The following is a 15,081-nucleotide window of genomic DNA, read 5'->3' on the forward strand; positions in this document are numbered from 1 at the left end:
TTCGAGGTGGTGGGGGATGGGCATCGGAAGGCGGCCTTGGCCCTTGTGCTCGCCCCTCTCGTCCTGTGCGCGCTGGCGCCGGTTGCCTGCATCGTCGTTCCGCTGTCGAGCTACGACGCTGCAAGGCTCAAAACTCGCTGGCTGGCCGTGGTGCCGCTTGCGTTCGTGGCATGCTTGGGAGCAACTTGTGGGCTTGGCCTGGTTGCGGTGTGCCAGCTTGTGGTGGCCGCGCTCTTCTCGCTCGCGCTTTCCGTGAGGACGACGCGCGTGCTGGAGGGGCAGTCCCAGCTGCATCGCCTGCAGGACGACCTCAACGACAGACTCATCGCCCTGGGCGAGAAGAACGCGGAGCTTGTTGACGCACGCGAGTACGAGACGCATGCGGCGGCGCTCTCCGAGCGCACGAGGATTGCGAGGGAGATTCATGACTCTGTGGGACATCTGCTCACGAGGCTCGTCTTGCAGGTGGAAGCGCTCAAGGTGGTCCATAGGGACGATTCCGCGGTCGTTGAGGACCTCGACGAGGTTCTCGGTGGACTGAACGATGCACTTTCGTCCATGCGTAGGAGCGTTCATGCCCTGGAGGACTCCGGTGTTGACTTGGGTTGTGAGCTGAACAGGCTTGCGTCGGAGTGCGGCATTCGGAATGTGACGGTGGCATGCAGCTTGGACGTCGCTCCTCCGGTCATGGTAAGCAGGTGTTTCCTGATGGTCGCCAGGGAGGCGCTCACGAATGCGGCCCGCCATGCACATGCATCCGATGCCCTCGTAGCGGTTACCTGCCTTCCGGGGCTCTGGCAGCTCCGCATCACCAACGACGGCGTCATGCCACCCCAGGGGACCGATCTTGAGCTGCAAGGCATGGGGTTGAGGTCGATGCGGTCGCGTGTGCTCGAGATGGGCGGCGTGTTCTCCGCCCGAGTCGACGGCGGGCGGGAAAGCGAGAGGTTCGTCGTGTTCGCATCGGTTCCGAGGGGGATGGATGAGGAGGCTTGCCAATGAGGGTGATCGTGGTGGACGACGACGGTATCGTGGTCAGGTCCCTGGCCACGATACTGGGCGCAGAGCAGGACGTAGATGTCGTGGGTACAGGTACGAGCGGGCACGAGGCGGTGTCTCTCTTCACGCGCGTCGAGCCAGATGTCGTGCTCATGGACATCCAGATGACTGACGGAGACGGCTTGACTGCGGCAGAGGAAATCCTCGGTATGGAGCCGTCGGCACGCATCGTGTTCCTGACGACGTTTTCCGATGACGAGTACATCGTCCGCGCGCTTAGGCTTGGTGCGCGAGGCTACCTCATCAAGCAGGACGTTTCCACGATCGCACCCGCGTTGAGGTCCGTCATGAACGGCCAGTGCGTGCTGGAGGGAGAGGTCCTCGCACGTGCCGCAGAGCTTTCGATAGGTACGGGGTCGAGGGGAGGCGCCGCGTCGCCGGCTGCCCGAAACGAGAGTGCGCTCAAGGGGCTTTCCGCGCGGGAGGTAGACGTGGTCCGTGCGATTGCGGACGGCATGACGAACGCGGAGGTTGCTGCGACGCTCTTCATGAGCGAGGGGACGGTGCGCAACCACATATCGTCGATTCTGGCAAAGCTGGGTCTGAGAAACAGGACCCAAATCGCCGTTTTCTACCTGAGGAAGTGCATGTAGTCACGCCATGCCTGCGTGACGGGGCGTCATCGGAGGGCATCGGGGAAACGAAACGTTTACATCTTCGTCCTTGCGTCCGCGCACGTGCTTGGCCTATAGTGCAACACAATGGACGCGAGGCCGCGCATGCGGCAAGGGACTTCGAAGGGAGGGTCACCATGGGAAACGCTAATGTGGTCATGAACAACTGGTGGTGGCACAACTCTCTTTCGAACGGTCGATCGTGAGTCTCTCGCGCCATACACCTGCGCAGACTGAAGGGCTCCGGTTTCGACCGGAGCCCTTTTCTTTTGCGGGTGAGTACGAACCAGCACGTTCTAGGAGGAAGAATGAAGTCCCAGGACCCCTTCGCGCGTCGATGGCAAGGTTAGCAGGAGCGCGTTTATACATCAATGGCGAAATCGCATGACATAGAGAGACGCAGCGCCTTCCAACAAGGCGACGTAAAGGAGAAAATCATGGCTACCGCATCCAACGCCCAGCAGGCCCGCACCGTCAACACCGTCGACCATGGCAAGCTCGACGTGCGAGCGCTCGTTCTTCTCGCCGTTCTCCTAGCGGCGGGATTCATCCTCAACTTCACCGTAGGCAAGGCGATTTCAAGCCTTTCTGGCGGCGTCATCAGCCCCGAGTTCATCATCTCGGCATTCTGCCTCACTATTCTGGTCGTTCGTCCGAACGTTCCCCAGGCCCTCGTGATCGGCCTCATCTCCGCCGCTGTCATCCAGATCACCACGACCTCGCCGTTTATTGACTTCGCGGCGGAGGGCGTCGCCGCGATGCTCATGGCCGTCATCGTGAACGCCGGCATGCGCGGCGGCGCGAAAAAGCTCGTTCCCGCCATCGGCACCTTCGTCAGCACGGTCGTGAGCGGCTGCATCTTCATGGTCATCAAGATGGCGATGCTCGGCGTCGTGGCCCAGCTCGCCGCGGCTATGCTTCCCGTCGTCATCGCGACCGGCCTCTTCAACGCGATTCTGGTTCAGGCGCTCTACATCCCTGTCTGCAAGGCCCTGAAGGTCAGCGAGTAATCTACATGCCCCTGGGCAACGTCGCCAGGCGGTAGCAATGAGGTTGAGGCCTGCGCGGGTTTGCAGTCTGACTGCACCGCTCGGGCCTTGTGCGTGGTAGGGTTGTGGCCGCCCGCGTGACGGCCGCGGCAGGTACGAGTCAGAACCGCGCCAGAAGGCGCGTGAGAGGCGTTCGGTTACATGCAAGAGAGCAAGCCCATCATCGAGATGTCCCATGTCACGTTTCGCTACGGCGGCACCACGGCGGAGGGGGAGCACGCCCCCGCCGCCCTGCGCGACGTATCGCTTCGCATAGGCGAGGGCGAGTTCGTGGGGGTCATCGGCCCCTCTGGCGCGGGCAAGTCGACGCTTGCCTCCGTGCTCTCCGGGGCGATACCGCACCACTTTCGCGGCGAGCTCTTCGGCTCAACGCTTGTGGACGGGCGCGACACCTGCGACGTTACCCTGACGGACATCTCACGGGTGGTCGGCAGCGTCCTGCAGGACATCGACGCACAGATGGTCGCGTCAGTGGTGGAGGACGAGCTGCTCTTCGGGCTCGAGAACTTCGGTGTTCCGCACGACCAGATCGAGGACCGCATCGCGCGGACGCTCGACACGGTGGGGATTGCAAGCCTGCGGGACCGCGAGATAGCGACGCTCTCTGGTGGTCAGAAGCAGAAGGTGGCCATCGCCGCCATCCTCGCCATGCGTCCGCGCGTCCTCGTGCTCGACGAGCCGACGGCGGCGCTCGACCCGGCTTCCTCCGCCCTCGTGTTCGACACGCTGCGCAAGGTGCGCGAGGAGGGCGTCACCGTCGTGGTTATAGAGCAGAAGGTGGCGCTGCTTTCCGAGTACTGCGACCGCATTCTGGTGATGGGCGAGGGCTCGCTCGTGCTGGACGGTACGCCGCGCGAGGTGTTCGCGCATGCGGACGAGCTCCGGCGCATAGGCGTCGACAGCCCGCGCGTCGCGCGCGTGTACAACTCGCTCGCGCGCGACGGGCTGGTGCGTGGCGCGACGCCGTGCCTGACGGTGCCGGAGGCGGCGGGTCTCATCGGCGGCCTGGTGGGTCCTGCGGCACACGGCTCCGCACGCGCTGCCGAAGACGCGCGTGACGCGGCGTTCCGTGTGGGCTCAAAGCACGTCGCCGCGCCGCGCCCCCATGCCGTGGACGCCAGTCCCGTCGTGAGCCTGGAGGACGTCAGCTTCGCCTATCCCGGCGGCACGGCGTCCGTGGACCACCTTGACATGAGGGTCTATCCCGGCGAGGTCGTGGGTATCGTCGGTCAGAACGGCGCCGGCAAGACCACGCTCACCAAGCTGATGAACGGCCTTTTGCGTCCGGCGTCCGGCACGGTGCGCATGGCGGGGCTCGACACGCGCGAGGTCCCCACCAGCGCGATTGCCGCCCACTGTGCCACGCTGTTCCAGAACCCGGACTACCAGCTGTGCAAGGACACCGTTCTGGACGAGGTTGCGTTTGGCCTTACGCTGCAGGGCGTGGGCGAGAAGGACGCGCGCGAGCGGGCCGCGGCCGTCATCGCGCGCTTCGGCCTTCCCTCGGACGAGGCGCCGTTCTCGCTTTCGCGAGGCCAGCGCCAGATGGTCGCGCTCGCGTCCGTCGTGGTCACGGATCCGGAGGTCGTGCTGCTGGACGAGCCAACGAGCGGCCTGGACTATCGCGAGTGCATGACCGTGATGGACACGGTGAGCAAGATGGCCGAGCGCGGCTGCGCCGTGATAATGGTCTGCCACGACATGGAGGTCGTGAGCGACTTCGCGGAGCGCATCGTGGTCATGGCGGACGGCCGTATCCTGGATCGGGGAGGCACGCAGCAGATGTTTGGCGATCAGGACCTCATGCGCAGGGCAAGCGTGAGGGCGCCCCAGGTGATCGAGCTCTCGCAGGTGCTCGCGCGCACGACGTCGCCTGAGTTCGCGGGTATCAGCCAGGTGTCCGGCATCGTGGACCTGACGGAGGAGATGGTGCGTCGTGGTTAACGTGATCGACTATGTCCCGGGAAACACCGTGCTGCACAGGCTGAACCCGGTCACGAAGCTGGGCATCGCCGCGGCGATCATCATCGCCACGTTCACGGCGGACACCTACCCCATGCTCCTGGCTCTTCTCGCCCTGACCTTTGCGCTGGGGTTGTACGCACGTGTCACGTCGAAGCTCGTGAGCCTGCTGAAGCTCCTGGTGCCCATCGCCGCAATAATGCTGGTGCTGCAGACGGCGTTCATGCGGCAGGGGACGCCCGTGGTGCTGTGGATGACAAGCGAGGGCCTGGCCACGGGTAGCAAGGCCAGCCTGAGGCTGCTGGGCGTCGCCCTGCCGCTCGTGCTGATGCTGAGCGTCACCAAGCTGAACGACCTCGCGAACGCCTGCGTGGAGGTGCTGCACGTGCCGTACCGCTACGCGTTCACGTTCACGACGGCGCTGCGCTTCGTGCCCGTCTTCGGCCAGCAGATGAATGCGATCATGGAGGCCCAGTGCGCCCGCGGCGTGGAGTACGACACGAAGAACCCCATCCGCAAGCTCACCCTGATGCTGCCGCTGTGCGTGCCGCTTCTGGTGGGCTCCGTGGGCAAGACGGACGCGACCGCCCTCGCGGCGGAGCAGCGCGGGTTCTACCTGCGCACGCGCGACAGCAGCTACAAGCGCTATCCCATGTGCGGGCGCGACGTCGCCGTGCTCGCGGCATGCGTCGCGCTCTTGGCGCTGGGCATCGCGCTGTAGGGGGAGTTACGCCCTTTGCCGGCGCCCTGCGTGCGCATGCGCGGCGGCAGCCACCCGTGCCGCCACAAACGCGGATGCCGCGACGGCGGGAAGGCTTGCCGGCGGGAAGCAGAGCGCGAGCACGAGAGTGGTAAGCAGCCACTTGCCGGTGGCACCGCTTACAAGCGCCGCGCACGTGAGCGCCACCGGCAGCCGCAGGTCGACGCCGGCCACGGCCGCAAGGGCAAAGCCGGCGCTCACGCCGCAGAAGATGAGCGGGAAGAACTGGCCGCCCACCCAGCCCGTGCGCACGCACGCGTTAGAGAGCACGAGCTTCGCCAGCGCCGTCGCGGCCAGCACGCCTACGCCGGCCTCGCGCCAGCCCTCGGCAAGCTCGCGCGTCGCCACCTGGCCGGAGAACAGCACGTTTGGCAGCGCGCAGGCGACGGTGCCCAGCGCGATGCCGCACAGGACGGCCTGCGCCACGGCCCGCCCTGGGCTTGCGTCCGTGGGGCGCGTGGTCACGCGGGCGAGAAGGGCGTCCGACTTTGCGGAGAAGAGCGCAAGGACGCAGCCCACGGCCACGCCCGCGAGCGACACCCCGACCGTCGCCGCATCCAGGGTGCCGTAGTCTATCGCGTCGAAGCGGGGCAGGCTGCCCGCGGGGCCGAACGCGAGCGAGAACAGGCGCGCGCCCACGACGAACCCCGCGCCTCCGGCTCCCCACAGCACGGCTCCGGGCACGCGCGCGTAGCGGGCGTCCGGCGTGGAGTTTCCCGGCGCGATGACGGAGAGCGCGGCCGCAAGCGGGTGGTCCGCACCCCTGACCGCGGCGACGCCGGAGCGCCGCATGGCGTGCACGGCGCGCGAGGCAAGCGCCACCACCAGGCCGGAAACGCCGGCCTCCGGACCGATGGCGCCTCCAAACGCGATGGGAAGCAAAAACAGCAGCAGCACCTTGGGCACGCTCGCCGGAAGCGCGTAGCCTCCCTGCGCGCGGCAGCGGGCAACCACCTGGCCGAGCGTGTCGAGGGTACATCCCAGACGCATCGTCGCCACTCCCACGCAGAGCCCGCCCGCGGTGCACAGCGCCAGCGGCGCCCACCAGCCAAGCGCGACCTCCGCCTTTGCCCACAGCAGTTCCTGAAGATGATCCGCACACCACAACGTGCCCGTAGTGAAGAAGCCGAGCGCCACACCCAGTCCTGCGGCAATCGCCAGCAGCACGACGACCACGCGTGCGAGTCGTGCGCCCGAAGGCTGCTCGGGTGCGGCGTCTATCACTCTCTTGCCCTCGGGCGCCTTGGGACTCTTCACGGGCTTACCTCCGGTTGACGCGTGATGGCATTCGGCACGCCATGTTAGCGCACGTCGTCCCCGTCGTGCGTGCGAAGAAACTCGATGTAGTCGTTTCCCCAGGCCTCGATGGCGTCCAGCACGCCCCTGAACTTCAGGCCGATGTCCGTCAGCTCGTACTCCACGCGCAGCGGCCCGTCTGCGTGCACGGTGCGGCGTACCAGGCCCTCGTGCTCCAGGTTCTTGAGCTGCTTCGACAGCGTCCCCTGTGCCACGTCCATGCGGCGGAGCAGCTCGTTGAAACGCAGCGGGCCCTCCGCCAGGTGATGCAGTATGAGGATCGCCCACTTGCCCTGCAGTACCGACTGCGACGTGACGAAGGGGCAGACCCCAAAGAGGTCCGCTCCTCCGTCATGGGCGACCCTTTGTGCCGCCTGAGTGTCCATGTGTCCTCCCGCTACGCGATGAACTCCAGGAACGCGTCCGCCTGCGCGGCGAGCGCGGCCTCGTCTTCGGCGGAAAGCGCCAGCTTGCCGGTGGTCCAGGACTCGCCGGAAAGCGCGACGCCCGTCTCGCCCTCACGCATGACGCTTACGCCCACGAACTCCAGGAGCGAGTCGAGCGCGGCACGCATCTCGGCGGTGGCGGTGCGTCCGCCGGCGCCGCTGACGGTCGCCTTCATGCCGTTCGTGGCGGCGGAGTCGCGACCCTTGCCGGGAAGCGGGCGGCTGAGCCAGTCCACCAGGTTCTTAACGTGGCCGGGGAACGATGCGTTGTACTGCGGTGACACAAACCACACGCCGTCTGCCTCGCGCACGGCCTCGCGCACGGCCGCAACGGCGGCGGGCTCGGGGTTCTCCAGGTCCTGGTTCATGAGGGGCAGCTGGGAGTAGTCGAGTACGCTCACGTTGGCGCGCCCGTCCAGAAGCTGCCTCACGTGGTCCGCAAGCTGCACGTTGAAGCCGTCCTTGCGAAGGGTTCCCACCACGATCAAAACGTTCCTGTTGTCAGCCATGTTCTTCTCCTTGCGTTTCCTTGCACTTCTCTGCGTTGCTCTTGCACCCGTACTTGGTCTTACACTTGCCTGCGTTTTCTTTTACTTACCCAGCCCGAACGCGTAGCTCGTCATCGAGATGGAGCCAAGGTTGCGGACCTTGTTGAACACCTCGGCCTGCTCGCCGGCGGCCGTGCCCAGCACCGTAAGCAGCGGGAGGTAGTGGTCCGGCGTCGGCACGGCATAGTCCGCGTGGGGCAGGCGCTGGTAGTCGACCGCGACGTCATCGTCACGCGCGGCGACCGCGGCAAGCACCGCCTCGTCGAACGCGACGTTCTCCGGCGTGCCGTTGGGGTTGTCCCAGTCTGCCTGGCGTAGGTTGTGGACCACGTTGCCGCTGCCCAGCACCACAAACCCCTCGTCGCGCAGGGGAGAAAGGCGCCTGCCCAGCTCGTAGGCGTAGCGGGCGTCGGCAAGGCCGTTCACGCTCAGCTCCACGACGGGCACGTCCGCGTTTGGCAGCATATGGTGGAGCGGCGTCCACACGCCGTGGTCGATTCCCCAGGTGTCGTCCACTTCGACGTCGGCTCCCAGAAGCTCCTGCACGCGCCGCGTGAGCTCCGCGTTGCCCTTGGGGCGATACGAGATGGCGTACAGCTCCGGTGGAAATCCGTACATGTCGTTTACCTGGCGCGGCGTGGGGTCGCTCTGCACCAGGGTGCCGCGGGTGTACCAGTGGCCGGACACGGCGAGTATCGCCTTCGGCCTTGCCTTCAGCAAGCGCTCGCCCACGCTGCGCAGCCCGTGCGCGACGTCGTCGTCGCGCAGCGCCATCATGGGGTCGCCGTGGCCCACGAAGATGGCCGGCTGCCTGGATTGCATGTTCTTCTCGCCCATGGCGATGCTCCTTCCCTGCGGTACCAAATAGGTACCATGTATTTATCTAGTACTATAGGGAGGGAAATGTAAGCGCACAAGTAGGATTTTGTGCGGTACCAGGTCACCCATTTCGTACCGCCTTCGCACGTGGGGCATGGGCACCGGCGCCCGCGCGTGGGTTGGCGTGCGCATACGAGAAGGCCCGCCCCCGTGGGTGCGGGAGCGGGCCAGATGCCTGCGAGCGTGGGGTGTGGGCGAGTGCGGCGTACGCCGGATTAGAACGCGGGGAGCACGTCCTGGTCGTAGGTCTTCGAGAGGTACTTCTTGAAGTCGTCGCTGGTGAGGACCTTTACCAGTGCCTTGACGCGCGCATCGTCCTTCTTGTCCGGCGTCGTGACGATGTAGTTCGCGTACTGCTTGACGGCCTTGCCGTCCTTGTCCTCGACCGCAAGGGCGTCCTTCACGTGCATGCCGGCCTCGATGGCGTAGTTGCCGTTGATCACCGCGAAGTCCACGTCCTGGAGCTGGCGCGCGACGGCGGCCGCCTCGACCTCTACGAACTTGATGTTGTGGGGGTTCTTGGCGATGTCGACGGGCGTGGCCTGCAGGTTGTCGGGGTCCTTCAGGGTGATGAGCTTCTCCTGCTGCAGCAGAAGCAGCGCGCGTCCCTCGTTGGTGGGGTCGTTGGGGACGGCGATCTGCGCACCGTCCTGGATGCTCTTCAGGTCCTTGGACTTGCCTGCGTAGATGCCGAACGGCTCGTAGTGGATGGCGGCCACGCCCACGAGGTCCGTGCCGTTCTCCTTGTTGTAGTTGTTGAGGTAGTTGATGTGCTGGAAGTAGTTTGCGTCCACCTCGCCGGAGGAGGTCACCTGGTTCGGGATGATGTAGTCCGTGTACTCCTTCGTCTTGAGCGTGATGCCCCGCTTCTTGAGCTTGGGTGCGGCAAAGTTGTCCAGGATCTCTGCGTGAGGAGAGGGCGATGCGGCGACCGTGAGCTTCTTGCTCTTGGCTGCGGACGACGTGGTGCCGCCCCCGCATGCGGCGAGCCCTCCTGCGGCGATGGCGGCGAATCCTGCCCGGATGAAGTACCTTCTGCTGAGCATGCTTTTCTCCTTTGCGTTGCGCTTCTTGCGCTAGCGGTGGTCAATCTTCTTTGCGATGAGGTCGCACGTGCTCTGGATAATCTGCACGAGGATGATGATGAGGACGAGGGTCGCTATCATGACGGTGTCCTGGTAGCGGTAGTAGCCGTAGCGGATGGCGATGTCGCCCAGGCCGCCCGCGCCAACGGCTCCGGCGATGGCGGTGTAGCCGAGGACCGCGATGAGCGTGATGGACACGCCGCGCACCATTGAGGGCAGGGCCTCGGGGAGAAGGGCGGACACGACGATGCGCGGTATGGACGCCCCGCAGGCCTCCGCGGCCTCGATGGCGTCGCGCGGGACCTCCGCGAGCGACTGCTCGACCATGCGCGCCACGAACGGCGTGGTAGAGAGCACGAGGGGCGGGATGACGCCACGGACGCCGGTCGTGGTTCCCACGAGAGCGCGCGTGACCGGGAACATGGTGACGAGCAGGATGATGAACGGGATGGAGCGACCGATGTTGACGACCCACCCCAGGACGGCGTTCAGCGTGCGCATGGGACGCAGCCCGCGTGGCGCCGTGACGCAGAGCACGACGCCCAGCAGGATGCCGAGCACGTAGGCGACGGCGGTCGACGCGAACAGCATGATGAGCGTATCCGCAAGGCCCTGTCCCAGCAGGGACCCAAACTGGCCCATCAAAAGAGAAAGGCTACTCATCCCAGCTCTCCCTTCCCAACAGCTGGCGCGTTACCTCGTGCCTGGGATTTGCGAACACCTCGGCAACGCCGCCCTTCTCGACCACCTTGCCCTCGACGAGGACGGCCACGTTCTTGCAGATGTCTTGTACCACCTGCATGGAGTGGGTGATCACGATGATGGTGACCCCGGTCTCCTCGTTGATGCGGCGCAGCAGCCTGAGCACGGACGCCGTGCTGGCGGGGTCGAGTGCCGAGGTCGCCTCGTCGCACAGTATGTATTTGGGGTGGCAGGCGAGCGCGCGGGCGATGGCGACGCGCTGCTTCTGGCCACCGGAGAGCTGCGCTGGGTATGAAGACGCGCGCTCGGCGAGGCCGACGCGCTCGAGGTAGCCGAGGGCCTCCTTGCGGTCCGCGTCCGTCACCTTGCCGTTGCTGGCCAGGTAGGGAAAGCAGACGTTCTGGAGTGCGGTCTTTTGCGCCAGGAGCCCGAAGCCTTGGAAGATCATGGCGACGTTGCGGCGATACTCGCGCAGCGCGGCGCCCCTGAGGTTCGTGACGTCCGTCCCGTCGACGACGATGCTCCCGGACGTGGGGCGCTCCAGCAGGTTGAGACAGCGCACGAGCGTGGACTTGCCTGCGCCGGAGATGCCGATGATGCCAAAGACGTCGCCGTCGGGGATGGTGAGGGTGACGTTGTCGAGCGCGTGGACCCCCGCGGCGCCCCCGAAGCGCTTTGATAGGTGCTCTACTGAAATCAAGTCGATGCTCCGATCGAACAAACGTTTTGTGCGTGCATGTCTTATAGGTTGAGTGAATAGTTGCTGGTTGATTCTCTAATGGGAGTAGCCAGCAAAACATGCAGTTTATATAGGTTAGCCCGCGTGGTCGCTGATAACAAATTGAAAAAAGTGGTAAAGCGCTATCGGAATACGAGATAACGCATTCGCGCAGCAAGGTGCACCGCATGCGCGCATGAAAAACGACCGGACGCAAAGCGCCCCAGGGGAGAAGGGCCGCCTTGGGCGAGAAGGGCTACTTATCGCCTGGGTACACCACCTTGCGCATGCCGGCCCTCTTCAGGCGCACGATCTCTTCCTCGTCGGAGTTTTCGTCCGTCACGAGGATGTCCACCTGAGCGGCGCTGCCGTAGCGGAAGCTCGAGTTTGTTCCGATCTTCGTGCAATCCGCAACTAATATATGTGCGTCCGAATGCTCCAGCATGAGCGAGTTGATGCTTGTCTCGTGCGAGACGAGCGTGGTGATGCCGCGGTCCGCGGAGAAGCCGGAGCAGCCGAGGATGGCCTTGGCGGCGTTTATGTGCTTGACGGTGGAGAGGGCGAACTCTCCCGACATCGACCACTTGGGCTGGCGAATCTCGCCTCCGGTGAGGATGACCGAAACGCCTGGGGGAGGGGTGAGCTGCAGCGCCTTGCCGTTGTTTGTGACGACCGTCACGTTCTGGCTCGTGATGTGCTCGATCACGGAGAGCGCGGTGGAGCTCGTGTTGATGAAGACCGTGTCGCCGTCCTCCACGAAGCGCGCCGCTTCCTCGGCGATGCTTCGCTTCGCGAGGATTGCCGAGGAGCTGATGGGGCTGCCGAGGGGGTCTATGAGCTCAACGGAGCCGTGCAGCCTGCGAACCAGGCCCTTCTCGACCAAGAAGTCTAGGTCGCGCCGTATGGTGAGCGTCGAAACCCCGAACTCCTCCGCAAGTTCCGTCACCTTGGTGTTGCCTCGTCCGCTCAGCGTCTCGACAATCTCGGCACGCCGACTCTCGACAAGGCTTCTTGATGTGCCCATGTAAGGCCCTTTCTACCGTTCACCCGAGAAATACTACCGTTCGCGGACGATAAAAAACAAATAAAGCTACGTTCGTACGTTCACGTGCACATTCTATGGTCACCGATACTTGGGCTCAAGATGAAAAATGAACGTTCAAATAAATACACATAACGTTCAATACAATCTCTAATAACGTTAAATACGAAATAGTTAACCGTTCATAACAAAATGAACCGGAGTAGTATTCATCTCGAAATCGGAGGTGGGAACACCTCCGGGGGTGGCTCGCAGAGGAGAGGCGAGCAGCCTGGAAGGTCGGTCTAAACGTTGGGCCGGCATCACCGCGAGCACAAGCGGAGGAGGTGAAACACATGCTACTTCGTCAGTTGTTTGAGCTCAAGCACTACAACTTCGTGGACGAGTCGATGAGCTGGCAGGAGGCCCTTCGCAAGTGCATCGATCCCCTGCTGGCCGATGGCAGCGTCGAGCCCGAGTACGCCGACTGCCTGATCGAGAACGTCGAGAAGCACGGACCCTACATCGTCCTGCTGCCGGGCGTCGCGATGCCGCACGCGGTCGAGGGTGCCGTCGGAACCAACCGTGAGGCCATCAGCTTCATGCACGTGAAGGAGCCGGTCCACTTTGGCGCCGAGGACGATCCCGACACCACCGCGACGATCTTCTTCACGCTCAGTGATGTCGACGCGGATTCCCACCTGCAGAACATGCAGCACCTTGCTGCCGTCCTGTCCAACCCCGAGGTTGTCGAGCGCCTGAAGAGTGCCGAGAAGCCCGAGGATCTCCTCGAGATCGACGCGATGGTCGGCGACGAGTAAGTACAACCCCTGCGTGGGAGTTCATTATTAGAAGGAGTGTACATGGACATTTTGCTGGCAGCAGTGAACTGGTTCTCAAAGACCATCCTGTCCCAGCCTGCGTGGATCATCGGCATCATCGTCGTGATTGGCTACGCGCTGCTTGGCAAGAAATAGTACGAGGTCCTCGCTGGCTTCATCAAGGCTTCCGTCGGATACATGATCCTGTCCGTCGGTTCCAGCGGCCTGATCAACGTGTTCCGCCCGGTCATCGTTGGTCTCAAGGGTCGCTTCAACCTCTCCGCAATGGTCATCGACCCCTACTTCGGCAACAACGCCGTCGACGCGGGCGTCAAGGCGGCTCAGGCGGGCGACTTCTCGCTGGCGAACGTCTCGTTCCTCAAGGGCGCGAACATCTCGCAGTACATGCTGCTGCTGCTCTTCGCCTACATCCTGAACATCGTGCTGGTTGCTGCGAAGAAGCACACCAAGCTTCGTTCCATCTTCACCACCGGCAACGTCCAGGTTCAGCAGGCTGCCACCGCACTGTGGCTCATCATGTTCTGCTTCCCCGGCCTCGTTGGCGTTCCCGCTCTCATCTTTATGACGATCATCCTTGGCCTGTACTGGGCCGTCGGCTCCAACCTCACCATCGGGCCGACCCAGGAGCTCACGGATGGCGCCGGATTCGCAATCGGCCACCAGCAGATGTTCGGTATCTTCCTCGCATCCAAGGCCGCCGGCTGGATGAACCGTCGCGACGAGGTCCGTCGCGCCAAGAACCCCGGCAAGACCTCCGTCTTCGACAAGAAGCTCGAGGACATCGAGCTTCCCGGCTGGCTCTCCATGTTCAACGAGAACATGGTCTCCACGGCGATTCTGATGACCCTCTTCTTCGGCATCATCTTCATCGTCATCGGCCCGGACTATCTCATCAAGCTGACGAGCGAGGGCACCCTCACCGGTAGCGCAGCACTTGTCGAGGGCCAGAGCTTCGTCTTCTACATCCTCTACAACTGCTTCCAGTTCGCTGTCTACCTGACCATCCTCCAGCTTGGTGTCCGCACCTTCGTCGCCGAGCTCACCGTCTCCTTCACCGGCATCTCCAGCAAGCTCCTCAAGGGCTCCGTCCCTGGCGTCGACTGCGCCGTCACCTTCGGCTTCGGCTCCAACAACGCCGTGACCCTCGGCTTCATGGCTGGTGCCGTCGGCCAGTTCATCGCGATCGGCATTCTCCTCGTCACGAAGAGCCCCGTCCTGGTCGTCGCCGGCTTCATCCCCCTGTTCTTCGACAACGCCGTCCTCGGTGTCTACGCGAACAACAAGGGTGGCCTCAAGGCCTGCCTGATCATCCCGTTCATCTGCGGTCTCTGCCAGGTCTTCGGCTCCGCTCTCATCGCCTCCTGGGTCCAGATGTACGCGTTCGGCGGCTACCTCGGCATGTTCGACTGGGCAACCGTCTGGCCGCTCTTCACGGTCATCATGAAGTACCTCGGCTGGATCGGCGCCGCCATCGTCATCGTCTTCCTCGTCGTCATCCCGCAGCTCCAGTACAAGGCTGCTCCGAAGGACGAGAACGGCATCTCCGCCTACTTCCTCGAGGTCGAGGACTACGAGAAGTACGCCGAGTACCGTGACGCCGCCGAGAGGCAGGCAGTCGCAAAGGCAGAGGGCAAGTAAGCTATCCCTCCGGTCCGTATGGTTCCAAGCGGCCGGCAACACGATCTGAGGTTGTCGGCCGCACTCCCACTTTCAAGTCAAGACGCGGCATTCGTCCGCAAAGCGAAAGGTCGTAAAAATGGCAGCAAAGATTCTGTGCGCGTGCGCTAACGGCTCCGGTACCTCCCTGATGATGCAGCTCACCGTCGAGCGCGTAGCCAAGAAGCTCAACATGGACGTCTCCCAGGTTCACCACTGCGCGCTTGCGGAGGGAACCTCCACGGCAACCAACTTCGACATCGCCTGCTTCCCGCGCAACTTCGAGAACATGTTCAAGTCCGCCGCCGATACCGGCAAGGTCGTCTGCATCCCCCTGAAGAACGTCCTCTCTGATAAGGAGATCGAGGAGAAGTTCGTCGAGGCTGGTCTGGACAAGAAGTTTGCAAAGTAGGTCGTCCGCAATCATCGCGTTCGCATCGAGGC

General features: G+C 63.9%; 15 protein-coding genes and 1 pseudogene. 8 read left to right on the plus strand and 8 right to left on the minus strand.

The window, feature by feature from the left end; all coding sequences use genetic code 11:
• Positions 1 to 45: 45 nt before the first annotated feature.
• From BLT96_RS00265 to BLT96_RS00285, 5 genes are all read left to right on the plus strand, one after another.
• On the plus strand, positions 46 to 1,002 hold the full coding sequence (locus BLT96_RS00265) for a sensor histidine kinase (RefSeq protein ID WP_245719351.1): 957 nt from the start codon (positions 46 to 48) through the stop codon (positions 1,000 to 1,002).
• The gene (locus tag BLT96_RS00270; protein ID WP_090861124.1) at positions 999 to 1,652 is read left to right on the plus strand and encodes a response regulator; all 654 of its coding nucleotides are present in this window, start codon (positions 999 to 1,001) and stop codon (positions 1,650 to 1,652) included. Before BLT96_RS00265 ends, BLT96_RS00270 begins: the two co-directional genes overlap by 4 nt.
• Before the next feature lie 458 nt (positions 1,653 to 2,110).
• Positions 2,111 to 2,683 carry a hypothetical protein gene (locus BLT96_RS00275; protein WP_090847512.1) on the plus strand — a complete coding sequence of 191 codons (573 nt, stop codon included), beginning with the start codon at positions 2,111 to 2,113 and terminating at the stop codon, positions 2,681 to 2,683.
• Between the two features lie 180 nt (positions 2,684 to 2,863).
• Positions 2,864 to 4,666 (plus strand): ABC transporter ATP-binding protein, encoded by a 1,803-nt coding sequence (locus BLT96_RS00280; protein WP_090861125.1) that lies wholly within the window; start codon positions 2,864 to 2,866, stop codon positions 4,664 to 4,666.
• A complete protein-coding gene (locus BLT96_RS00285) occupies positions 4,659 to 5,405 on the plus strand; it encodes an energy-coupling factor transporter transmembrane component T family protein (RefSeq protein WP_090861126.1) in 747 nt (248 codons plus the stop codon). The genes BLT96_RS00280 and BLT96_RS00285 overlap by 8 nt, the downstream gene beginning before the upstream one ends.
• Positions 5,406 to 5,411: 6 nt before the next feature.
• Here BLT96_RS00285 and BLT96_RS00290 read toward each other — a convergent pair whose 3' ends face one another.
• The 8 genes from BLT96_RS00290 to BLT96_RS00325 form a co-directional block, all read right to left on the minus strand.
• Positions 5,412 to 6,701, minus strand: a complete 1,290-nt coding sequence (locus tag BLT96_RS00290) for a chloride channel protein (protein ID WP_090861127.1) — start codon at positions 6,699 to 6,701, stop codon at positions 5,412 to 5,414.
• Positions 6,702 to 6,745: 44 nt separating this feature from the next.
• Complete coding sequence (locus tag BLT96_RS00295; protein WP_090861128.1) at positions 6,746 to 7,126, minus strand: winged helix-turn-helix transcriptional regulator; 381 nt, start codon at positions 7,124 to 7,126, stop codon at positions 6,746 to 6,748.
• A gap of 11 nt (positions 7,127 to 7,137) precedes the next feature.
• Positions 7,138 to 7,695, minus strand: a complete 558-nt coding sequence (locus BLT96_RS00300) for an NADPH-dependent FMN reductase (protein WP_090847502.1) — start codon at positions 7,693 to 7,695, stop codon at positions 7,138 to 7,140.
• An 81-nt stretch (positions 7,696 to 7,776) separates the two neighbouring features.
• Entirely contained in the window at positions 7,777 to 8,571 is a 795-nt protein-coding gene (locus BLT96_RS00305; RefSeq protein ID WP_197674366.1) for a dioxygenase family protein, read from the minus strand.
• Positions 8,572 to 8,828: 257 nt separating this feature from the next.
• Positions 8,829 to 9,659: a MetQ/NlpA family ABC transporter substrate-binding protein gene (locus BLT96_RS00310; RefSeq protein ID WP_090861129.1), complete on the minus strand. Its 831-nt coding sequence runs from the start codon at positions 9,657 to 9,659 to the stop codon at positions 8,829 to 8,831.
• A 30-nt stretch (positions 9,660 to 9,689) separates the two neighbouring features.
• Positions 9,690 to 10,361, minus strand: a complete 672-nt coding sequence (locus tag BLT96_RS00315) for a methionine ABC transporter permease (protein ID WP_090847498.1) — start codon at positions 10,359 to 10,361, stop codon at positions 9,690 to 9,692.
• A complete protein-coding gene (locus tag BLT96_RS00320) occupies positions 10,354 to 11,100 on the minus strand; it encodes a methionine ABC transporter ATP-binding protein (protein WP_090847496.1) in 747 nt (248 codons plus the stop codon). Before BLT96_RS00320 ends, BLT96_RS00315 begins: the two co-directional genes overlap by 8 nt.
• A 274-nt stretch (positions 11,101 to 11,374) precedes the next feature.
• Complete coding sequence (locus tag BLT96_RS00325; protein ID WP_090861130.1) at positions 11,375 to 12,142, minus strand: DeoR/GlpR family DNA-binding transcription regulator; 768 nt, start codon at positions 12,140 to 12,142, stop codon at positions 11,375 to 11,377.
• Positions 12,143 to 12,495: 353 nt separating this feature from the next.
• Between BLT96_RS00325 and BLT96_RS00330 the strand changes: the two genes are divergently transcribed.
• The 3 genes and pseudogenes from BLT96_RS00330 (at position 12,496) to BLT96_RS00340 (ending at position 15,049) form a co-directional block, all read left to right on the plus strand.
• Positions 12,496 to 12,960: a PTS sugar transporter subunit IIA gene (locus BLT96_RS00330; protein ID WP_090847492.1), complete on the plus strand. Its 465-nt coding sequence runs from the start codon at positions 12,496 to 12,498 to the stop codon at positions 12,958 to 12,960.
• Between the two features lie 168 nt (positions 12,961 to 13,128).
• Positions 13,129 to 14,619, plus strand: a pseudogene (locus BLT96_RS00335) (PTS ascorbate transporter subunit IIC); the annotation flags it as partial.
• 118 nt (positions 14,620 to 14,737) lie between these two features.
• Complete coding sequence (locus BLT96_RS00340; protein WP_090847488.1) at positions 14,738 to 15,049, plus strand: PTS sugar transporter subunit IIB; 312 nt, start codon at positions 14,738 to 14,740, stop codon at positions 15,047 to 15,049.
• Positions 15,050 to 15,081: the final 32 nt, after the last annotated feature.

The sequence above is a fragment of the Parafannyhessea umbonata genome (assembly GCF_900105025.1).
GTDB classification, from domain to species: domain Bacteria; phylum Actinomycetota; class Coriobacteriia; order Coriobacteriales; family Atopobiaceae; genus Parafannyhessea; species Parafannyhessea umbonata.